Below are 20,075 nucleotides of genomic sequence, written 5' to 3' on the forward strand. Positions count from 1 at the left end.
CCTGCACAAAATAGCGGAACTTTTTGTCCCTATCTGCGGGCCAAGCTTGGCAAAAGCACCTTTTTGCCCTCATCTTTCTAAAATAACGGTAAAAAATTCCTCTATTTAAGCATATCTCCCTTTTTTGCTGAAAATAAGAACATTTTTTACCGTTATTTCTGCGGCCTTCAACAGCCTCCACGAAAACGCAGGCAGCGTGCTCATGCTCCTTGCGATAATGGTAAGCCATGGCTCCGAAACTGGCCGTAGTTTACGATTCCTCCGGCACATCCTCGTCCCGCAAGGCGTCGATAATTTGGCGCGCAAGCTTGTCGCCGATCGACAGAGGCCGAAAGTCTTCGACTGAGGCCTCTTTGATTTTTTTCAGCGAGCCGAAATGCTTCAGCAGCGCCTTGCGGCGTTTCTCCCCGATCCCGGGGATCGCATCAAGCCGCGAGACGACCATCGACTTGCCGCGCTGCTCGCGGTGGAACGTGATGGCGAAGCGGTGCACCTCGTCCTGAATCCGCTGCAGCAGGTAGAACTCCTGGCTGTCGCGCGGCAGATGAATCGGCTCAGGCGGGTCAAAGGCCATCAGCTGCGCCGTTTTATGCTTGGCGTCCTTAACAAGGCCGCACACCGGGATATAAAGGCCCAGCTCGTTCTCCAACACATCGGTCGCGGCGGAGATCTGCCCTTTGCCTCCATCGACCACGATCACGTCGGGAAGCGGCAGATTCTCTTTCAGCACCCGTTCGTATCGGCGGCGGATCACCTCGCGCATCGTTTCGTAATCGTCCGGCCCTTGTACGGTCCGCACCTTGTATTTGCGGTACTCCTTCTTGGCCGGCTTGCCGTCAATGAACACGACCATCGCCGATACCGGATTCGTCCCCTGGATATTGGAGTTGTCAAACGCCTCGATGCGCGCCGCCTTCTCCAAGCCGATCGCCTGCGCGAGGTTTTCCGCCGCCTTCGAGGTCCGCTCCTCATCCCGTTCGATCAGGCGGAATTTCTCGTCAAGCGACACGCGCGCATTCTCCACGGCCATCGTTATCATCTGCTTCTTCAGGCCGCGCTGCGGCACGAGCGTCTTGACGCCGAGCCATTCCTGCAGCGCCGCCGCGCCGGAGGCCGAATCCAGCGCCGCCGGCTGGTCCGCGGGCTGGTCTTCCGAGCCGGCTTCGCCATCCGGCTTTGGCACCGGGCTAGCCTCGCCTGCCAGTTGCATGGCTTCCCCCGTTTGGGCGCCCGGCGCCGCCAGCAGGCCGTCCTCGCCTTCTGTTGCCGGAGCCAGCCCCGCCTGTGCATCCAGCGCCGGTACCGCACCGTCCGCGCCTTCCGGCGCTTCGGCCTGTCCAGCCGCGCCTGCCAGCTCTGGCTCTGCTCCGGCCCCGGCTTCGCCCTGGCCCGCCGCCGCGGCCTCAACCGGCTCAGCCCCGGGCTTCGGATCCCCCTCAGCCCTAGCGGCCTGGCCCTCCGCATCCTCCTTCATCTCCGGCAGCAAAATCTCCTGCGGCAAAGCCGGATTTTCACTGTAATACTGCGTGACGAACGACAGAAAATCCCCGTAAGCATCGCCGTAAAACGGGAACACCGACGCATGCCGCTCGATCATTTTCCCCTGCCGCATGTACAGAATCTGCACGCACATCCAGCCCTTGTCCACGGCAAAGCCAAACACGTCGCGGTCCTTGGCGTCCTTCATCGTGATCTTCTGCTTCTCCATCAGCGCGTCGATATTGATGATCTGGTCGCGCAGCTCCTTGGCCCGCTCGAATTGCAGCTCCTCGGCCGCCTCGTGCATTTTGCGCTCCAGCTCTTTTTTGATCTCCTCATGCCCGCCGCTGAGAAACGACGTTATTTCCTGGGTCATATCATCATAGGTCGATTGCTGCACTTCCTGCACGCATGGCGCCAGGCATTGCCCCATATGGTAGTAAAGGCACACCTCTTTGGGCATCACGTTGCACTTGCGCAGCGGATACATGCGGTCAAGCAGCTTTTTCGTTTGCTGGGCCGCATACGCATTCGGGTACGGGCCGAAATATTTCGCTTTATCTTTAAGCACCCGCCGGGTCACCTCGAGCCGGGGATGCGGTTCATTCGTAATTTTGATATAAGGGAAGGTCTTGTCATCCTTCAAAAGCACGTTAAAACGCGGATGATGCTGCTTAATCAGATTGCACTCCAGAATGAGCGCCTCCATGTTGCTTCCGGTTACGATATATTCGAAATCGCGGATTTCCGAGACCAGCCGCTGCGTTTTGCCGTCATGGCTGCCGGTAAAATAAGAACGGACCCGGTTTTTCAGCACTTTGGCTTTGCCGACATAGATGATTTTGCCGTCTTTGTTTTTCATCAAATAACAGCCCGGCAAGTCCGGCAGCAGCGCCAGCTTGTGACGAATCGCCTCCAAGGCCTTCTCCTGCTCCCGCACGTCGTTAACAAATGAGTCCACGCCCTTCGTCCTCCTCCCGCATGGAATTTAGAAAAACATCCGTACCGCCCGAAACGTACACCGCTTACATAGAAAACGCCCCCGGACAAAACCGGAGGCGTAATCCAAGGCGCGAAGCAAAAGTCCCTGCGCCTTATCCCTGTCTTATTGATGCTTGGCGATCAGGTTTTTCAGCGTGTCTTTCGAGTTCAACCCGACGATTTTGTCGACCGGTTGACCGTCTTTGAACAGGATCAGGGTAGGAATACTCATTACGCCAAAACGGGAAGCCGTTTCCGGATTGTCATCCACGTTGAGCTTGGCGATTTTCACCGCATCCCCCACTTCTGCCGACAGCTCCTCCAAAATTGGAGCGATCATTTTGCAGGGACCGCACCAGGGAGCCCAAAAATCAACAAGAACCGGACCTTGCCCTTCAATTTCGCTATTGAAAGACTGATCGGATACATTAACAATGGCCATGATATTCTCCTCCTTATAGGTTTGCTTGGGAGCGCGTCAAATACCCGCTGCCGCAGCCCAGCAATTGGATTGAATGTGAGAATGATGCAGACCGCTCGCCGGTAAAACGTTCCATGATGAACATTTTCAGGGAGCCTGTCACGGTAAGCGACAGCTGCCGAACCAATTATACCACATTCCACTAAAAAAAAGAAAGTGCTCGGCCCATCCCTTCTTCTTTACAAAGTGAAAAGCGATTGGTTATACTAAGAATAACCTGAAAACGAATTGTCTATGACAAATGTAATTGACGACACGATAAATTCGCGAGGAGGCCCCATCGCTATGGATGCAAACACACATGCGAACGATCCAAGGCAGCATATTAACGAAGAACCGCGCAACGACTTGTTCGATCTGATGAACGGTTTCTTCGGCATGCTGACGTTAATGATTGTGATCTTTTTCGGGATGGTTATTATTAAATTTATTGCCGGTTAATTGAAGCGCCTACATACCTCCGGCATTGGCACTCGCTACGGCACGGCAGCAAAAAACCGGGCTTCCTTCGGAAGTCCGGTTTTTTGCCGTTTCTATGGGAAGAAACTGGCCCTCCCGGAAATAGCGGTAATTTTTGGTGCTATTTTGCGATATTACTCCTCACGCACAAAATAGCGGAACTTTTGGTCCCTATTTTCCTATTGGGCTTGAAAAAACGCCTTTCTCCCCCCATCCGGTAAAAATAGAGGAAAAAAATTCCGCTATTTTATGCCATGCCCTTACCTCGGCGAAAATAACGCCCTTTTTTACCGTTATTCCCGCGGCCTCAGCAAACGTGGACCACACCCCACGGCGGCGGCACGTCAAGTGCGGCCAGGATGCGGCCGTTCACCTCACGTTCAGCCCCAAGCCGCGGCCGTTTAATCCGATCCGCGTCCCCTGCCAAGCTTCCCGTCAAGACCGCCCGCGCTTATTCGTCCCGCGAACCTGGACGACCTCCACGAACGGCGCGATCCGGTCCATCAGCCGCTGGCCTTTATGAGCCTCTTCCCCGTCCTTGCTCGTGAAGCTCAAATGCTTCTCCAGCGCGTTCAGCGAATAATTCGACGTGTAGAAGGTCGGCTTGCGGTTCATCCGGTAGTTCAAAATCGAACCCAAGACATGGTCCCGCGCCCAAGGGTTCAAATTTTCCGCCCCGATATCGTCAAAAATGAGCAGGTCCACCTGCTTCATCATCTCCACCGTGTCGCGCAGCTTGTCGCTGTCCTGCAGCATCGACTTCAGTTCTTCCACAAATTCGGGCATGTACACGATTGCCCCGGAATGCCCCTCTTTAGCGAGCTCATGCAGAAGGTAGCACATCAGAAACGTTTTGCCCGTGCCAAAATGCCCTTCAAGGTACAGCCCACTTGGCTTCAGGCCTTGTTCCCTGACCTCATTGATGTAGCTGAAAACCTTGGTAACTGCCGGCGCACGCTGGTTATCTTTCATCATAATTTCAACTTCATCATACCCTGTCTCTAACGCTCGCTCATCCACGTAAAAGCTATGGATCCGCTTTTTCACGGAAACTTCCCGCTCATACTGCAGCTGCTTGCCGCAGGGAACCTGCAGATCCACAAGTTCCGGCTTGCCGCCCAACTGCTCCACCGTAAGCTTCGTATAATGCCCGGGAAAATCGTTTGGGCAGTTCTCGAGCCCGGGGCAGTTTTCGCAGTGCCGGCGGTCGTTCACATATTGATACAGCTTGGCCATGCCGCGCGTGAGCTGCTGCTGCTCAAGCTCCGGATGGCTGTCGCGCAGCTCCCAGACCAGCGGATCGTTCATGAGTCTCGCGGCCAGCTCCTCCGAACGCTGCCTTAGCTGCGAGCTTTTCATTTGCGACAGCAGTTCCCCAAGTGTTTCCATGTCGCATTCACCTTCCCCGGCCCCCATGGCCCGTTATCATTCATATCCCTTTTTGCTTACTTGCCTTCATCCGTTCAGCCATTTTGATCATTTCGGCAAATTCCTCTTCGGATACAGCCTGATCATCCCCCGACTGCTGCACGATCGGAATCTCCGGCTTCGGCTTCGCGCCCCGGTTTCCGTAGGTTCTTCCCCGCTTGGCGCCGCCGGCTGCCGCCGCATTCCCGGTTGTTTTGTCCTTGACCTTGGCTTGGTCTCTAATGTATTGAACCGCCTTCTCATAGGTGTCGACCTGCTTCAGCAGCATGTTTGCCGCGATCGCATCGATGAAATTGCGGTTGATCCGCTGCTCCCCGCCAGAGGTTAACAGCGACATCAAATAATGAATAAGTACGTTGATCACTTCGCCGGGCAGCTTGTAATTCAGGTCGACTTTTTCAAAAATATCAAGCAGGTTGTCAGGCACCGTCCCCGGAAAAAACGTCTTCAGCAGCCGGGTATACGGCTCGTTCCGCAGCATCATATTGTATTGATGAACATCGCATTTGCTCTGAAATTGCGGCGGTACGTCCACATAATACTCCATCTGCACCGCCACCTCTTCCGGAAGGATCGCGGAAGGGGCCGCTTTCTGCCCCTCGCCGCGCAGCGCGACGATTTTCCCGTAGGCGACCTCGCGTTCCTCCTTGCGCCGTTTTCCCTGCCGGAACTGCAGGTTCGCCTTATACTGGAGCTCGTCCAGCAGGATGAAGCCGCCCGGATCAAACACGCCGTCCTCATCCAGCAATCGGCATAGATCCTGTACGCTCAAATCGTATTTGCGGGCCACGTAATTGACCACGCCCATCCCTTCCGGATCGAAGCGCAGCGCCTCCACGAAGCTGCGATTCCGCGATTCCCGCGGAAACCGGAGAATGATATCCGCGTAATTTATCGCTTCTTCCTCCGGCGCAAGCCGCACGCCCGGCTGTCTGGCAATCGACGTCTCGGCGATCGCCTGCTCCAGCTCGTAATCTATGGAATGCGTATTCAGCTCGAAAATTTCATAGAAAGGCACCGAAATATTTTCCTTATTATAGTTTAAACCCGACCAAGCCTCCGGTTCCTTGCTGAACAGCTGCTCCCGCAGCGCCAATACCGCAAACTTGCCGATCTTGTCGCGCAGCAGCAGGGTCAGATGCTGGGTCCGGAAAAATTCCGCAGGCGCCAGCGGCGGCTGCAACTCGTATTCATACATATAATCATCGCTGTCCGGGACATACAGGCGGCTCGTCTGCAGGAGACCTACCGCCTCCAAACGGGAAGCCTGCTCGATCAGGAATTTCCGTCCTTTTTCGCTCGGATCAACGCTTAACGTCAGAAACAGCTTCCGCTGCTGCTCCACGGCGGAATAACCCACCTGTTCCAGCGGAACCTGTTCCGTGAGCAGCCGGTATAACGATACGGCGAACGCTCCGACCATCGGTTGATAGACTAACCCCAACATCTTGCCGTCTACGGGACTGAGACAGAAGTCACGGTATACGCAATAACGGTGATTTTCGGTAAAATGCAGCATGTTGTTCATGCGCACGGATTCATCGCTCCTTCCCTCTCACGCACAAATAGACTTCCTCTATTTTAGCATAAAAGGCTTCGTCCTGAATCGCCTTTGGCATACAAAAATCGCCGTTTTTCCCCTCGCACCGCGCTGGCTCCACGTTTTACGCCCCTTTTTGCCTCCGAAGAAAGATCGCCAAAAAAAGAACCGTCCCACTCCGCGCGGGGACGATTCTCCTGCTCCCTTTTCCAGCTATTTATGATATAAATGCCATTGCGCATAATTTGTTGCTCGTTCCCCCGACAAAAAGCGCCGAACCTCCTCGGCGGATATCCCCGCATCCTTTGCCATGGCGAGCAGAACCACCCATTCCGGGTCGATTTCTCCGGGGTACCGGTCACGAACAATAACCTGGGCGGACTTTTTCAACAACAATCCCCTCCTAAGATCATTATTTGGGCTTGTCCCCGGGCAGACAGCCATACTTGTATCTCTATCTTAGATCTGAGACTTTGTGCCAACGGATGCCGGGCTTTCAGCCAGAAAGCTTCCTTGGTTCTTATTATAATGTCCCCGATATGAAAAGTATGTCGTTCCGCGTAGACCAAGCAAGCGAATTTCATGGAAAAAGTTAGCTTTTATTGTTTGATGATTACATCTAATGTCAATTTCAGTAAAAACATCACAAACGCAAAATAAGGTTTTTGTTCTTAAAAAAGAACGATATTCATAAATAACGAACGTAAACGGCCAAAAAACCAAGATAATACAAGATATTTGTTCTTTATTGAGAATATTCCAATGAATTTCCGATTTTCCTTTCCTTGGTATTTCATGTATATTTAAGTCAAGGAATTCATTCTTAATAACGAACATATCAACGAACAAAAACCGGAATCCTGCTTAGAAAGGAGAGACCTTTTCTGCGAAGATCCCGAACTGGCGCGATCCGCAAACGGCGCCAAAAACGCAAGAAACAAAATGTGGTTAAATCGCTGCGATCCGGATTGATCCTTTCTACCTTGCTATTGTGGACCACCCAGCAAGTTGGCACCACCTTCGGGGAATACACCAGCGTAAGCGAGGATAATTCGGAAATCAAGGCTTGCCGGGTATTTCCCAGCCAAATCGAAAGCCAACTTTCGCTGTTGGCCGAACACCTTGAACGGGCCGCTTCATTAAAAGGAAGATTGACGAGCGCTACCGTGATCCCTACTGATTATAATCCATCCGCTAACGATTCGGTTCATGCCGGCGGCGATTCGACCGGCGACGAAGGTGCAAGCGGATTCGAGGCCAGCAGCCGGTTAAAGGCGGCCGCGGCCGGCCTGTCGGAGCGAATTGGTGAATTGAACGCCATGATTCAGCAGTTGGAGCAGCAAAAGGCCTTGAATCAGTCCATTTGGCAGGAGCTGCAGCAGGAAATCGCCGCCACCTCCGCGCCGATTCATGAACTGCTAACCTCGCTGAACGAGCTGGAGCCGAATTGCGCCGAACTGCCGCAAACGACGCTGCTGGACCGCATCGCCGACCTTTTGAAGCAGCACGAATTGCATTCCGGTCCGCTAAGCGGGACGCTGCAAGAGATCCTGGACTACTTGCGTTCCGTCCATCAATTAGGATTGACGACGTCTGACGGCTTTGAAGCCGATAGCGATGCAGCTGTTGCCTTCGCCCAACCTTTCAAAAGCCAGATCGCTGTCGATGGGGACCCCGTCGGAGAAGAGTTGCTCGCATACTTTGAAAGCGTGCAGGCCTCGCTGCAGTCGGCCATAGACGGTCTGACCGCCGACATCTCTAGTCTAGAGGAGCAAAGAGCGCAGCTGTTGGCGGAGGCGGAAGAACAGCGATTGGCGGAAATCGAGCGGCTGAAGAAGCTGCAGGAGGAGCAGGCCAAACAAGAAGAGCAAGCCGAAGAGGGTGAACCGGCCGCCCCGGGCGAGACCGAGAACCCGAGCGATGGCGCTGCGCCTCCGCCGGGAGACGAACAACCGGCAACGGGTGAAGCGCCTGGCGATGGGGAGACCCCGACGGCTGGCGAGACGGGCGACGGGGATGTACGGACTCCTGTGGATGGCGACGACGACGCCGCTGTGGGCGAAAATTCCTCCTCCGCTGGAGAATCCGCCGATCCTAACGATTCACATGCAAACGAACCATCGCCGCCCCACCCGGATCAGCCTGCCGCAGGTCCAAGTCCCGCGCTGCCCGGAGAACCGCTGGCTTCCGAAGATGGCGCGCCGGACGAAGGTGGGCAACCTGCCGGCCAACCAGAGGCGCCGGATCATGGCGACGCGCCTGTGTCGGAACCGCCGCTTCCGCCAACCCAACCGGATGCGACGGACGATCTCGACCTGACCAAACCGGAGGATGTGCTTCCGACCGGCGGCGGCGATTCGGCGGACGAAGATGAAGTTGAAGACGAGGACGAGGACGAGGATGAGTTAGGCCAGGCGGATTCCGCCGATGCCGATGCCGCCCCCTCTCCCGCAAATGATCCGAAAGGTGGTGAATGAGTCATGCGGATTCGAAAATGGTTGGGAAATGCGCTGACGGTTCTGATGGTGGCTGCCTTTATAACCGTGGCCGGCTCCGTCGTCATGTCGAAAACGTCCGGCAACGGACCGAATTTCTACGGTTATCAGTTGAAAACCGTGTTGTCCGGCTCGATGGAGCCCTCCATACCTACCGGTTCCATCGTGGCCATTAAGCCCGGAGGCGACATGACCCGATTTGCCGCCGGTGATGTCATCACCTTCCGGGCGGACGAACAGAAGCTGATTACCCACCGCATCGTCGAAGTAATCAGCAATGAGCAAACCGGCCAGCTCCTTTACCGGACCAAGGGAGACAACAACGATGCCGCCGACCTGGAGCCGGTTGATCCGGCCAATGTCACCGGCGTTTACACCGGCTTTACCGTCCCTTACATTGGATACGCTCTCAACTTCGCCGGGACGAAATTGGGGAACGTCACGCTGTTGATCATCCCGGGGGTCCTTTTGTTCCTGTATGCCTTAGCGTCCTTATGGAAAGCCATTTCGGGACTGGAAGACAAGAAGCCGGATCCGAACGCAGCCCAACCGGACACCAAGGCCCCATGACGCGCTGTATCGCTTGTTTCCTACTTTCGGTTGTTCTCCTTATGACTTCATAAGGGTGCAATAATAAAAAATCAATTAAAATTAGGGAGGAATTGGGTATGGGTATCAAAAAGACATTGGGTTTTGGAGTAGCTACCGCAGCGCTTGGATTGACTTTGATCGGTGGAGGCACGTTCGCTTACTTTAGCGATTCCATTGAAACGACCGGCACATTCGCCGCAGGCACCTTGGATCTCAACGCCGATCCGACGGCGATCATTGACGTGGGCAACCTCAAACCAGGGGATTCCGCAACCCGCACGTTCCAACTGAAAAACGACGGTACGCTCGACATCGCCAAGGTATTGCTGAAAACGACCTATACGGTTGTGAATAAGCCGGGCGCCCCTGAAAACGTGGATGACTTCGGCAAACATATCGTCGTTAAATTTTTGAAGAACCTCGACAAAGGGGAAACCGTCATTTACCAAACCACACTGTATGACCTGCAAAATTTAGCCCCTGACGCCGTGGAAAACAAATGGGTGGCTTGGTTCGAAGAGCACGGGGGTCTGAAAGCCGGCGATACCGACGACCTGATCGTCAACTTCGAATTCAAGGATAACGGTCAGGATCAAAACGAGTTCCAAGGTGACGCTTTGAACCTGAAATGGACATTCGAAGCAAAGCAAGGCGCAGGAGAATTCAAATAATTCAGCCGTCAAATCGAAGCAGAACACCTTACCCCGCTCCTCGGGTTAAGGTGTTCTTTTCTTCACGAAAATTCCGACTATACGCCTTTGTCCTATCACGTATATTTTGATATAATGGCATCAAATTATTTCTGATAGAAGGGCGATCGCTACATGGCAGAACGTATTGGCGAACGCATCCAGAAAATCCGCCAGAACCGGGGATATTCCTTGTCCGAGCTTGCGGATAAAGCGGATGTGGCAAAATCCTACCTGAGCAATGTCGAACGAAATATTCAATCGAATCCTTCCATTTCCTTCATCGAGAAAATCGCCGATGCTTTAAACGTTTCGATCCACCTGCTCTTGTACGGCGACCGCCCTGCGGAGGACTTGCTTGACCCGGAATGGTGGGAGCTGGTGCAGGAAGCGATGGCTTCTGGCGTCAGCAAAAAAGAGTTCAAGGACTTCCTCGAATACCAGAAGTGGAAACTGGGGCAAAAGGAATAACGGCCAGCGCAAAAAAAGCCTGCGCATTCCCATACGTTGGATGCGCGAGGGGAATGGGTATGGGGTTTCACCCCACATCCATTCCCCTCTTCGGTTTTACTCCTAGAACCCTTCCCTTCTTTCATCAGCAGAAGCACCGAGGATCTCGGCTCTTTCTAAACTTTGGACGCTGCTCTAAGGGACTCCAGCGACCTTATCCGTCCATTTCCCGAGTATTTCCCAGCCTAACGGACCCACATGACTCTATTTGGCTCAAACCCAGTTCATCCGGGCCGATTTGAGGTAAATAAGGTCATCTGTGTCCGTTGCATTTTGCAAACGTCCGTTTTTCCGCAAATAACGGCTCTGGTGTCCCTTAGCCTTCAGATTCCTCTTCCCTTCTTTACCTGCGTATCGTCGACTATACTTTCAAGGAAGCCCAACCGTGTTTAGAGGCAGTTTTTCTTGCCTTAAAACATTTTGTAACCGGCCTGCCGCAGCTTGCGGATCGTCCATCCGCTCAAGATGGCTCCGCCAAGCCCGGCCAGCGCCGTCAAATAATCGACCAGCCGGAACGATGCCAAATAAACGCCGAAGCTTTTGTCATGATTCCACAAGGTGTACACGACGATCGGCAAAATGACCAAAATGAAAATATATGCGGGAAACCACGTCGTTTTCATCAGCATGTTCAGAATGAAACCGATGCCAAACATCATGACGAAAAACAAAACCATCAGAATCAACACGATGAGCCAGCCCATCGTTCTCCCACCCTTCTAAGAGGTAGTTCAAAAAGTCCTCTCGGTGCTCCAAACCTGACTTTTGAACCTTTATTCAAACAGCAGTCCAAAACGCGAACTATAAAATAAATCACACGAATTCAAGCTAGTAGTTAGTTTACTAGAAAAAATGTCACGAAGCAATGAACTTTACATGAAATATTGGTGAATCGGTTTGCCCCGTCCGCCTACCATGCGATACAATAAGAGCAGCACAATTTCCTATACATGGATAATGGTTAGATATTGATCTAGGAGTGATTATAAATGAACGAAGCGGCATTAACCCTGGACGGTTGGTATGCCCTCCACGATTTCCGCACAATCAACTGGAAAGCCTGGAAAGCGGCGGACGACGAAGAGCGCGCCGGCGCCCTGGAGGAGCTGCACCACTTCCTGCAGGAATGGAACGATATGGAGCAAAATAAAACGGGCAGCACTGCGGTCTACTCGATCGTCGGCCAAAAAGCGGACATCGTGTTTATGCATCTCCGGGAAACGATGGAGGAACTGAACGCGCTGGAAACGGCCTTCAACAAAACGACGTTCGCGGAATATACGACCAAGGCCTACTCCTACGTCAGCGTCGTCGAGCTCAGCAACTATTTGGGCTCCGGCGACGGCGACCCTAAAGCCAACCCGGAAGTGATGGCCCGCCTGCAGCCGATTTTGCCCAAAGCGAAGCATCTGTGCTTCTACCCGATGAACAAAAAGCGCGACCTCAGCGACAACTGGTACATGCTGTCGATGGAAGAGCGCCGCGCCATGATGCGCAGCCACGGCATGATTGGGCGAGGCTACGCCGGCAAGGTGAAGCAGATCATCACCGGCTCCGTCGGCTTCGATGATTGGGAATGGGGCGTCACCTTGTTCTCCGATGACCCGCTGCAGTTCAAAAAGCTGGTGTACGAAATGCGCTTCGATGAAGTGAGCGCGCGGTTCGGCGAATTCGGCAGCTTTTTCGTCGGCAACCTGCTGAACGCGGAGCTGCTTGACGAAATGCTAAAGCTGTAACAAGTAAATAAGGGATATGAGGCCTCGCGGACGGTTTCGCCGTGCTGCCCCATATCCCTTTTCCTTTATTCTATGTCGTACCGCGCCCTATCTCACTCCACTACCACCACGAACTGCAAAAGTGCAGTCTGTTCTCATCAAAATGCCCCTAAAATAGCCGATCAAATGCAAAAGCGCAGTTCGTCTCCGCCTATACAACCATATTTTTACAGATTCGCTCTTTTCAACTGCACTTTTGCAGTCCGTTGCCTCCAAAGGGGAAAATTGGGCCACATGAGATGTACTTTTGCATTTCGTTTAAACAAAAAAGAGGCCCCGCATAAAAAGTTACGGACGAAAAAGGGCATGCCCCCAACACACGGGCACCCCCTTCTTTTACTCATCCTCTTCCCCGGATTTCAGCGATTCGAGAAATTCCGCCGTCGCCCGGTCGCGGTCCCGGCTTTTCTCCTTCAGCCGCTCGATCGCCGGAAGGATCAGGATGTCGACTTCCTTCTGGATCGTATACGACAAATCGTAACGCTGCTGCGACTCGAGGAAGGAACCAACCTCCATCAGCGCATTGTACCGGTCCAGTTCCTCCCGGGTCAACAGCCCGCGCACCTGAACGCTGCAGTGGCGCATTTTAGAAAAATCTGCCTTTTCTCAGCACGAGCGGAATGCCGCCGATAATAAACAGATAGCGCATATCCACCATTTTTTTCAACTGGGCCGCCACCCAGCCTTTATAGGTCTTGCCGAAAGCCGAAGCGATCGCTTCGCCTTTGCCGAGGGAAGCCACCGTTCCTTTATGGCTGAACACGAACTTTTTCATTTCCTTGCTGCGGATCGAAGCTACGACGTTTTGCGCGCAGGTGACGCCCTGCTGCATGGCGATTTGAGCCGTCGGAGGATACGGCCGGCCCTCCGGATTAATCACCAGCGAATTATCGCCGATAATATAGATGTTGTCATGTCCCGGCGCCCGCAAATATTCGTCGACCTTCACGCGCCCGCGGGCCGTTTCGAAGCCGGCCGCTTCGATCAGCCGGTTGCCGCGGATACCGCCGGTCCAAACCACCGTGGCCGATTTGATTTCTTCGCCCGTAGCCAAAACCACGCCATCCTGCGAGCATTCTTTGATCGCCACGCCGATTTTGAACTGGACGCCCTTCTTGCGGAGCACTTCCATCGCGTAATCGACCAGTTCGGGATCGAAGCCGGGCAGCGCCGTCGGAGCCGCCTCCACGTTGTAGACATTGACCAGGTTAGGATCAACGTCGTATTCTTTGCATAGCTGCGGGATGCGGTCGGCAAGCTCGGCCACGAATTCGATGCCGCTGAACCCGGCGCCGCCCACCACGAAATTCAAACGATCGGTGCGGGTTTCATCCAATTTGTACAGCGCAAACTGATATTCGATATGCTGCCGGATCAAGCGCACGGAGTTGATGCTGCGGATCGTCATCGCATATTCCGTCAGCCCCGGAATGCCAAACGATTCCGGTTCGCCGCCCAGCGCAATAATAAGGTAATCGTATGACAACGTGCCGTCCTGAAGCACGACTTTCTTATCGGCCAGGCGGATTTCCTGAACATTGGATTTCACCAAATCGATTTTGAATTCATCGATCAGCTTGGAAATCGCTACGCGGGTATGATCGATCGAATCGGTTCCCGCCGCAGGCATATGCAGATGGGTCGTAAAATAATGATAATCGTGACGGTTCACCAAGGTTACGTCCGCTTCGTTGTAGTTCAATTCCTTCTGCAGACGTTGCGCGGTCAAAATCCCGCCATACCCCGCCCCAAGAATCACGATCTTCGGTATGGTACTCATGAATTTGTTCTCCTTCCAAATGTAAACACTCTATATTTATTTATTAACCCATTTATGTTTATGTGAAAATTCACACATAAGAAAAGCTTCTATCGACTTTATATCAATGGAGCCGTATTTTTCATAAATGTACTTTTTTCGTCACATATAAATGTACATACATTTGAATAATATCGACTTTTACATAAAAGATCAAGTCTTAATTTGCGCGCCATTGCGGGACTTTCCACCTTTTTCTTGACGTTTTTCCGCCTGACCGGCCTTTCCTTTGCAAGTCGAAGCGGGGCGTTTATAATAAAGTAGAAATGACATTTATAAAAGAGAAACCATCTGGAGGTGTTTGGCCCGTGTCATCCCAAAGCAATAGCGGTGAATTTACCGATCTGCTGATTATCGGCGGCGGCCCGGCAGGCATGTTTGCCGCCTTTTACGGAGGAATGAGAAAGGCTTCCGTCAAACTTATCGAAAGTATGCCTCAACTGGGGGGACAGGTTGCTGCCCTTTACCCTGAGAAATATATTTATGATATCGCCGGTTTCCCCAAGATCACCGGTCAGGAGCTGATCAACAACCTGAACGAGCAGCTCAAGCTGTTTCAGCCGGACATCCGGCTGGAAGAAAAAGTGCTCCAAATCGAGAAAAAAGACGAACGCCATTTCGTCGTAACGACCGATAAAGACGTGCATCAGGCACGCGCCATCATTATTACCGCAGGCGTTGGCGCCTTCGAACCGCGCCGGCTGGAGCTCGAAAACGCTGAAGCGTTCGAGAAAACGAACCTTCATTATTTCGTCAGCGACATGAACCGGTTCCGCGGCAAAAAAGTGCTGATCAGCGGCGGCGGCGATTCCGCCGTGGACTGGGCGCTCATGCTTGAACCGATCGCCGAGCAAGTGACGCTCATTCACCGCCGGGACAAATTCCGCGCCCATGAACACAGCGTGGAGCAGTTGATGAACTCCCGCGTGCAAGTGATCACGCCGACGGAAATCACCGCGCTGCACGGTGAAGAGCGCATCGAGCGCGTCATCCTTGCCGACGTCAAAACGAAAGAAACGCGGGAAATCGCCGTTGACGATGTTATCGTCAATTTCGGTTTCGTTTCCTCGCTTGGTCCGATCGCCGAATGGGGGCTCGACATCGAAACCAACGCGATCGTCGTCGATTCGCGGATGGAAAGCTCGATTCCCGGCATTTTTGCCGCCGGAGACATTACGACATATCCCGGCAAACTCGATCTGATCGCCGTCGGCTTCGGCGAAGCGCCAACCGCGGTCAACAACGCCAAGGTGTATATCGACCCGGACGCCAAACTGTCTCCGGGCCACAGCAGCAACATGAAACTGTAATCCATACATGAGATTGCAAACAAAAGGGTATCTTACCTATACGGAATATTCTGCCGTAAAGGAGAGATACCCTTGCCTTTTATATGCCCGTTATGCAACGGCTTGGCATCACTAACCGCCACCTGTCCCGATTGCGGACACGTACTTGAGAACGCCGGAAGGAAAGAGGATTACGTCGGGCCTTACAGCCCTTACGGTTCGGCGGATCAATACACTTCCGCGATCTCCGCGAACATTCCGTCCGGCTGCGAACATGTTGTCCAATGTCCGCATTGTCATGAAGCCTATATTTATCATGTGAACGCTTGGCAAGCGCCATAAAAGTTGTGGATAACTCACTATACATTCAAACTGTGGATAAGATTGTCCCATTTTAATGCACAACGGACGACACGGTCAGCTCCAATTCGCGTTTGTGGATTTCTGCTAACAGCAGTGCGATAAACTCCCGATCCAACTGCAACTCCGTTGCTTTTTGATAGGATTCCAGGAGCAGCTCATCCGTTAACAGCGCCATTAGTCACACATCCTTTCTATATTTTTCCTAATCATAACAGGAAAAGTTTAGTAGAACAAGTGTTCCTGTTATCCACAAACGCTTGTGGAAATCCTGTGAATAACATGTTATTAATCGGCGAAAAGCGTTGAAAAATGTATTGGGATAATGTGGATAAAAGTTATTCACAGGATGGCCGTACCGCCTTTTCCTAGCAAAAATTTTTTTGAGAATCATAGATTTTTGATCTTTTCCTTACTGCGGTCGTGTATTTACCTCAAAAATCCATATCTTTCCGCTGCGGTCTATACCGTAATCAAAACCGAGCGATCCGACGCCCGGAAAAGCATTTTCCATAATGTGCACGCAGGTATTGGTCAGCGTTCGCATTTCACGGCGTTTGCGGACGGATTTTTTCCGGCCCAACGACCGCCCCAGCCCTTCGCGCGCGCTTAACATCGTTCCGCCTTTGCAAAGATTGGTGACAAACAGTCCCGGCCGGGCGAGGCGCCCCACCATGGCACGATATACCCAAGTTCCGTTGTCCTTGACGACTTTGACCCGGTAATCAATCGGCCGTCCGGCGATCGTGGCCAGATGAATGCCTTGCTGAATCATGTATTTCCGCCCGACCTTGGCGCGGTTTAACGCCCGGAACATCGCCGCGAAACTGGAGAATGTTCTCCGCTTTGACATATAGGTAAAAGCGTAAATCCCACCTGCGTATGTGACCTTAATGACGCCGTATCCCCCGCCGCCGCGAACCGGTTTGATCACGACCATGCCAAACTGGTGCAGCATTTGCTTCAGGGAGTCGGCGCTGTACAATCGGGTAAGCGGTATGTGGGGAGCCACGTCCGCGTTGCTAAGTAGCGCCTCGGTTTTCAGCCATTTATTGGCCAGCTGTCTTCCCGCCATTACACCATCCCCTTTCTCGCACTATACGATATACTACTCAAAAAAGAGAGATATTCTTGGATGTTTGTCCGAGGCCTCCCGCCCCTTTTCCCGTTAGCCCTTGAGAAGCGCGCGAATGGCCTTTTTCCAGCAGCTTTTTTTGCATTTTTGGGGAATTAGCGTATATGATGGGGAAAACAATGCTATCAAGAAAGGGGAATGAAAGTTTTGGATGCGGGGCAATCGTTTGAGGCTAAATTTTTTCAAGTATTGTACTGGTTTGCGATGATCGCGATGTCGCTCATTTTGGCGGCGATTACCGTCGCCTTGTTCCTGACCGGGTTTAAAATGATCAAAAGCTCGCGCAAAGGCTTAGGGATCGGCTGCATCGTCTTTTCGCTGGTCGCCGCCGGCATGATCGTGATGATGATAAACCGTCAATTTTTCTAGCATATACGCAGGCTTCCCGGCCCGGATCATTGATCTAGGACGTCACCGGCGCCAATTTTTTTGGAACCAAATCGTTCTGATACGTATTACTACATATAAAAAATTTAAAATTTCTGCCTGAATCTCTACAGGGGGTTATATTTGCATGGGAACCACTCAGCTTTGGAGCGAACGGTTCAAAAAGTTGTTCATCAACAATCGTTTTGTGCTGTTTCTGCTGATTTTGCTGCTTATTGGCTTGAATATTTTCGTATTCACCAAAATCTCGTTTGTCTTCACACCGGTCACGGTGCTGCTTAAAACCGTACTGCTGCCGATCCTGCTGACAGGGGCGATCTACTACTTGCTGAATCCGCTTGTGGATTGGCTGGAGGGGAGAAAAGTCCGGCGGGTGTATACCATTACCGCCTTGTATCTCTTCATCGCGGGGATCATCACGGTGGTGATCATGAGTGTCGTTCCTCTGGTAAAGGAGCAGGTGACCGGCCTGATCGAAAATATTCCGCAATACAGCACTGAAATTCAGGGGCAATTTGAAGATCTGATCGGGGGCAATTTCTTTTCTCAGCTCCAGGAATCGACGGGATTCAACCCGAACGACCTCGGCAACACGTTATCCGAACAAGCTACCGCGCTGCTCAATAGCGCCTGGTCCGGCATCGGCGGCTTCATCGGAGCGGTCAAAAACGTCGTGCTGGCGATCGTCACCGTACCGTTTATTTTGTTCTACTTGCTAAAGGACGGCAAAAAATTGCCGCATTTCATTCTAAGATTCGTTCCCGTCCGTCTCCGTCAGCAAACCCACCATGTTATGACGGAAATGAACGGCCAGATCAGCTCCTACATCCGCGGGCAAATTATCGTTAGCTTCTGCATCGGGGCGCTGATGTACGTCGGCTTTCTCATTATCGGCCTCGACTATTCGCTCGTGCTGGCCATCATCGCCGCGTTTACGAGCATCGTGCCGTACCTGGGGCCGGCGATTGCGATAACGCCCGCGTTGATCATCGCCCTCGTCACGTCGCCGATCATGCTGGTGAAGCTGATTATCGTCTGGACGGTTGTGCAGTTGATCGAAGGCAAATTTATTTCGCCGCAAATTATGGGCAAAACGCTGAAAATCCATCCGATTACGATCATTTTCGTCATCCTGACCGCCGGCAATCTGTTCGGGGTGCTCGGCATTATTTTGGCCGTCCCTGGATATGCTGTGCTCAAAGTCATTTGCACGCATCTGTTCCAATGGTTCGAACGGCGTTCGGGCCTGTACGAGCCGAAGGCAGACACCGCAGTCGTGGGTCATGTGGAAAGCGAGAACGGATCATCCAAAGAATAATCCTGCGGGAGGGGTTCGAAGATGTGCGGGCGGTTTACGATTACGCTGCCGATCGATGAATTAATGTTGCATTACCTTATCCAGGAATCGGCAATCTTCAATTATATGCCGAGATATAATGCCGCTCCCATGCAGTTTATCCCCGCCATCATCCGGGGCAAAACGGGCAACCGGCTGGGTGAATTGCGCTGGGGGCTAGTGCCTTCCTGGGCGAAGGACGACAAAATCGGCAGCAAAATGATCAATGCCCGGGCCGAGACGTTAACCGAAAAGCCCTCCTTCGCCCGCCTGCTGGCTTCCCGGCGCTGCATCATCCCGGCCGACGGTTTTTACGAATGGCAGCAGCGGGACGGGATTAAGCAGCCGTACCGGATCGTCATGCAGGACGGCGGCCCGTTTTCCCTGGCCGGTCTTTACGATATCTGGACGGACGCGGACGGGAATAAACTGGCCACCTGCACGATCATCACTACGGAGCCTAATGCGCTGATGGCCGAAATCCATAACCGCATGCCGGTCATCCTCCGCCAGGAAGACGAGGCCGAATGGCTGGCCCGCGACCATGCGGACGTTCCGGCCCTGCTCCGCTTGCTCCGGCCCTACGATGCCGAGCAAATGCGCGCCTATCCGGTCTCGTCCAAGGTCGGCAACGTCCGGAACGATTCCCCCGAGCTGCTGGAGGAAGTGAAATAGACGGGGCCGTCGCTCCAGCCGTTCCACTTCTCATTGGCTCTGCCTCTTATTGGAAATATCCAATCAGACGGATGGCTTACAAATCATTTTTCTATTGGACTAGGAGGATTACATTGGACAACCTGAATATTATACCTGGGCAATCCATAGGAGACATAAAGTTAGGGATGACCAAAACCCAGGCTGAAAATGCTATCAAGTCGCATGCCGATCTTTTTGCGAAAATAGAGTATGATTCAAATGATAAAATCCATTTTATTGAGATAGGTTATGGCGAGGCTGACAGATATCGGTGTTTATATAGAGATATTGATCTATTTAATACAAAAGTGACCGAATTAGTAGAGATTCTTGATCAAGTATCTCCATATGATCGAAATGATAGTGAACTAGGGTATACATATAATTTTCCGGAGATGGGTCTGTCATTATGGAGACCCGTTATTTTAACGGAAGAAGATCTCCAACAAGATTGGTTTAAGGAACTTTCTCCTGATCTGCAAGAGGATGAAATGAAGCATCTGTATTTTGAAGCAGTTGCGGTGTATAAACCAGGCGAATACTATTAAGTCAAAAGGCGCGGTGTTCTCAAAGGGAACCTGCGCCTTTATTTTAGTTATTCAGCCGCGTGCCGAAACGGCAGAGA

The 20,075-nt window shown here is 52.5% G+C and carries 23 protein-coding genes; 12 read left to right on the forward strand and 11 right to left on the reverse strand.

Translation table 11 applies throughout. The features are described 5' to 3' along the window. Positions 1–250: 250 nt before the first annotated feature. Together uvrC and trxA are read right to left on the reverse strand one after the other, a co-directional pair. A complete protein-coding gene (uvrC, locus tag EHV15_RS01245) occupies positions 251–2,440 on the reverse strand; it encodes an excinuclease ABC subunit UvrC (protein WP_128629679.1) in 2,190 nt (729 codons plus the stop codon). A gap of 144 nt (positions 2,441–2,584) precedes the next feature. Then, complete coding sequence (trxA, locus tag EHV15_RS01250) at positions 2,585–2,902, reverse strand: thioredoxin (RefSeq protein WP_128629680.1); 318 nt, start codon at positions 2,900–2,902, stop codon at positions 2,585–2,587. 324 nt (positions 2,903–3,226) lie between these two features. Here trxA and EHV15_RS01255 point away from each other — a divergent pair, with 324 nt between their 5' ends. Further along, on the forward strand, positions 3,227–3,382 hold the full coding sequence (locus tag EHV15_RS01255) for a YqzM family protein (RefSeq protein ID WP_115311354.1): 156 nt from the start codon (positions 3,227–3,229) through the stop codon (positions 3,380–3,382). A gap of 325 nt (positions 3,383–3,707) precedes the next feature. Here the strand turns inward: EHV15_RS01255 and EHV15_RS37835 are convergent, their stop codons facing one another. From EHV15_RS37835 to EHV15_RS01270, 4 genes are all read right to left on the reverse strand, one after another. After that, positions 3,708–3,839, reverse strand: a complete 132-nt coding sequence (locus EHV15_RS37835) for a hypothetical protein (RefSeq protein ID WP_281281590.1) — start codon at positions 3,837–3,839, stop codon at positions 3,708–3,710. Then, on the reverse strand, positions 3,836–4,789 hold the full coding sequence (gene dnaI, locus EHV15_RS01260) for a primosomal protein DnaI (RefSeq protein ID WP_128629681.1): 954 nt from the start codon (positions 4,787–4,789) through the stop codon (positions 3,836–3,838). Before dnaI ends, EHV15_RS37835 begins: the two co-directional genes overlap by 4 nt. A gap of 40 nt (positions 4,790–4,829) precedes the next feature. Beyond that, positions 4,830–6,362 (reverse strand): replication initiation and membrane attachment family protein, encoded by a 1,533-nt coding sequence (locus tag EHV15_RS01265; RefSeq protein WP_128629682.1) that lies wholly within the window; start codon positions 6,360–6,362, stop codon positions 4,830–4,832. Between the two features lie 219 nt (positions 6,363–6,581). Continuing rightward, the gene (locus tag EHV15_RS01270; protein ID WP_128629683.1) at positions 6,582–6,758 is read right to left on the reverse strand and encodes an anti-repressor SinI family protein; all 177 of its coding nucleotides are present in this window, start codon (positions 6,756–6,758) and stop codon (positions 6,582–6,584) included. Between the two features lie 554 nt (positions 6,759–7,312). Between EHV15_RS01270 and EHV15_RS01275 the strand changes: the two genes are divergently transcribed. The 4 genes from EHV15_RS01275 to EHV15_RS01290 all read left to right on the forward strand — a co-directional run bounded on the left by EHV15_RS01275 (position 7,313) and on the right by EHV15_RS01290 (position 10,614). Continuing rightward, positions 7,313–8,845: a hypothetical protein gene (locus EHV15_RS01275; RefSeq protein WP_246061248.1), complete on the forward strand. Its 1,533-nt coding sequence runs from the start codon at positions 7,313–7,315 to the stop codon at positions 8,843–8,845. A gap of 3 nt (positions 8,846–8,848) precedes the next feature. Further along, positions 8,849–9,433: a signal peptidase I SipW gene (gene sipW / locus EHV15_RS01280; protein WP_128629684.1), complete on the forward strand. Its 585-nt coding sequence runs from the start codon at positions 8,849–8,851 to the stop codon at positions 9,431–9,433. A gap of 98 nt (positions 9,434–9,531) precedes the next feature. Next, positions 9,532–10,125, forward strand: coding sequence for a TasA family protein (locus EHV15_RS01285; RefSeq protein ID WP_128629685.1), 594 nt, complete (start codon positions 9,532–9,534; stop codon positions 10,123–10,125). A 153-nt stretch (positions 10,126–10,278) separates the two neighbouring features. Beyond that, positions 10,279–10,614: a helix-turn-helix domain-containing protein gene (locus EHV15_RS01290; RefSeq protein ID WP_128629686.1), complete on the forward strand. Its 336-nt coding sequence runs from the start codon at positions 10,279–10,281 to the stop codon at positions 10,612–10,614. A gap of 449 nt (positions 10,615–11,063) precedes the next feature. Here the strand turns inward: EHV15_RS01290 and EHV15_RS01295 are convergent, their stop codons facing one another. Continuing rightward, complete coding sequence (locus EHV15_RS01295) at positions 11,064–11,357, reverse strand: YuiB family protein (protein WP_036620114.1); 294 nt, start codon at positions 11,355–11,357, stop codon at positions 11,064–11,066. A 285-nt stretch (positions 11,358–11,642) separates the two neighbouring features. On the opposite strand from EHV15_RS01295, the gene hemQ reads away from it, so the two are divergent. Further along, complete coding sequence (gene hemQ / locus EHV15_RS01300; protein ID WP_128629687.1) at positions 11,643–12,389, forward strand: hydrogen peroxide-dependent heme synthase; 747 nt, start codon at positions 11,643–11,645, stop codon at positions 12,387–12,389. Positions 12,390–12,764: 375 nt separating this feature from the next. On the opposite strand, the gene EHV15_RS01305 is transcribed toward hemQ, so the two are convergent. Together EHV15_RS01305 and EHV15_RS01310 are read right to left on the reverse strand one after the other, a co-directional pair. Further along, positions 12,765–13,013: a hypothetical protein gene (locus EHV15_RS01305; protein WP_128629688.1), complete on the reverse strand. Its 249-nt coding sequence runs from the start codon at positions 13,011–13,013 to the stop codon at positions 12,765–12,767. A gap of 1 nt (position 13,014) precedes the next feature. Beyond that, positions 13,015–14,208: an NAD(P)/FAD-dependent oxidoreductase gene (locus tag EHV15_RS01310; protein ID WP_128629689.1), complete on the reverse strand. Its 1,194-nt coding sequence runs from the start codon at positions 14,206–14,208 to the stop codon at positions 13,015–13,017. 347 nt (positions 14,209–14,555) lie between these two features. Here EHV15_RS01310 and EHV15_RS01315 point away from each other — a divergent pair, with 347 nt between their 5' ends. Together EHV15_RS01315 and EHV15_RS01320 are read left to right on the forward strand one after the other, a co-directional pair. Continuing rightward, positions 14,556–15,557, forward strand: a complete 1,002-nt coding sequence (locus EHV15_RS01315; RefSeq protein ID WP_128629690.1) for an NAD(P)/FAD-dependent oxidoreductase — start codon at positions 14,556–14,558, stop codon at positions 15,555–15,557. A 72-nt stretch (positions 15,558–15,629) separates the two neighbouring features. Next, positions 15,630–15,878 carry a hypothetical protein gene (locus EHV15_RS01320; RefSeq protein WP_128629691.1) on the forward strand — a complete coding sequence of 83 codons (249 nt, stop codon included), beginning with the start codon at positions 15,630–15,632 and terminating at the stop codon, positions 15,876–15,878. A gap of 52 nt (positions 15,879–15,930) precedes the next feature. On the opposite strand, the gene sda is transcribed toward EHV15_RS01320, so the two are convergent. Next, positions 15,931–16,074, reverse strand: a complete 144-nt coding sequence (gene sda, locus EHV15_RS01325; protein ID WP_128629692.1) for a sporulation histidine kinase inhibitor Sda — start codon at positions 16,072–16,074, stop codon at positions 15,931–15,933. A 234-nt stretch (positions 16,075–16,308) separates the two neighbouring features. Beyond that, positions 16,309–16,971 carry a YheC/YheD family protein gene (locus EHV15_RS01330; protein WP_128629693.1) on the reverse strand — a complete coding sequence of 221 codons (663 nt, stop codon included), beginning with the start codon at positions 16,969–16,971 and terminating at the stop codon, positions 16,309–16,311. 198 nt (positions 16,972–17,169) lie between these two features. Here EHV15_RS01330 and EHV15_RS01335 point away from each other — a divergent pair, with 198 nt between their 5' ends. From EHV15_RS01335 to EHV15_RS01350, 4 genes are all read left to right on the forward strand, one after another. Further along, positions 17,170–17,400 carry a hypothetical protein gene (locus EHV15_RS01335; protein ID WP_128629694.1) on the forward strand — a complete coding sequence of 77 codons (231 nt, stop codon included), beginning with the start codon at positions 17,170–17,172 and terminating at the stop codon, positions 17,398–17,400. A 145-nt stretch (positions 17,401–17,545) separates the two neighbouring features. Then, positions 17,546–18,736: an AI-2E family transporter gene (locus EHV15_RS01340; protein WP_128629695.1), complete on the forward strand. Its 1,191-nt coding sequence runs from the start codon at positions 17,546–17,548 to the stop codon at positions 18,734–18,736. 21 nt (positions 18,737–18,757) lie between these two features. Continuing rightward, the gene (locus EHV15_RS01345; RefSeq protein ID WP_128629696.1) at positions 18,758–19,429 is read left to right on the forward strand and encodes an SOS response-associated peptidase; all 672 of its coding nucleotides are present in this window, start codon (positions 18,758–18,760) and stop codon (positions 19,427–19,429) included. A gap of 113 nt (positions 19,430–19,542) precedes the next feature. Continuing rightward, complete coding sequence (locus tag EHV15_RS01350) at positions 19,543–19,998, forward strand: hypothetical protein (RefSeq protein WP_128629697.1); 456 nt, start codon at positions 19,543–19,545, stop codon at positions 19,996–19,998. Positions 19,999–20,075: the final 77 nt, after the last annotated feature.

The organism is Paenibacillus oralis (assembly GCF_003863965.1).
Taxonomy (GTDB): domain Bacteria; phylum Bacillota; class Bacilli; order Paenibacillales; family Paenibacillaceae; genus Fontibacillus; species Fontibacillus oralis.

Bases quoted from the DNA above. Each gene is read 5' to 3' on its own strand.
- EHV15_RS01285 (WP_128629685.1), top strand. From the start codon at position 9,532: ATGGGTATCAAAAAGACATTGGGTTTTGGAGTAGCTACCGCAGCGCTT.
- sipW (WP_128629684.1), top strand. From the start codon at position 8,849: ATGCGGATTCGAAAATGGTTGGGAAATGCGCTGACGGTTCTGATGGTG.
- EHV15_RS01340 (WP_128629695.1), top strand. From the start codon at position 17,546: ATGGGAACCACTCAGCTTTGGAGCGAACGGTTCAAAAAGTTGTTCATC.
- dnaI (WP_128629681.1), bottom strand. From the start codon at position 4,789: ATGGAAACACTTGGGGAACTGCTGTCGCAAATGAAAAGCTCGCAGCTA.
- EHV15_RS01335 (WP_128629694.1), top strand. From the start codon at position 17,170: ATGAAAGTTTTGGATGCGGGGCAATCGTTTGAGGCTAAATTTTTTCAA.
- trxA (WP_128629680.1), bottom strand. From the start codon at position 2,902: ATGGCCATTGTTAATGTATCCGATCAGTCTTTCAATAGCGAAATTGAA.
- EHV15_RS01330 (WP_128629693.1), bottom strand. From the start codon at position 16,971: ATGGCGGGAAGACAGCTGGCCAATAAATGGCTGAAAACCGAGGCGCTA.
- EHV15_RS01345 (WP_128629696.1), top strand. From the start codon at position 18,758: ATGTGCGGGCGGTTTACGATTACGCTGCCGATCGATGAATTAATGTTG.
- sda (WP_128629692.1), bottom strand. From the start codon at position 16,074: ATGGCGCTGTTAACGGATGAGCTGCTCCTGGAATCCTATCAAAAAGCA.
- EHV15_RS01310 (WP_128629689.1), bottom strand. From the start codon at position 14,208: ATGAGTACCATACCGAAGATCGTGATTCTTGGGGCGGGGTATGGCGGG.
- EHV15_RS01255 (WP_115311354.1), top strand. From the start codon at position 3,227: ATGGATGCAAACACACATGCGAACGATCCAAGGCAGCATATTAACGAA.
- EHV15_RS01290 (WP_128629686.1), top strand. From the start codon at position 10,279: ATGGCAGAACGTATTGGCGAACGCATCCAGAAAATCCGCCAGAACCGG.
- EHV15_RS01305 (WP_128629688.1), bottom strand. From the start codon at position 13,013: ATGCGCCACTGCAGCGTTCAGGTGCGCGGGCTGTTGACCCGGGAGGAA.
- hemQ (WP_128629687.1), top strand. From the start codon at position 11,643: ATGAACGAAGCGGCATTAACCCTGGACGGTTGGTATGCCCTCCACGAT.
- EHV15_RS01295 (WP_036620114.1), bottom strand. From the start codon at position 11,357: ATGGGCTGGCTCATCGTGTTGATTCTGATGGTTTTGTTTTTCGTCATG.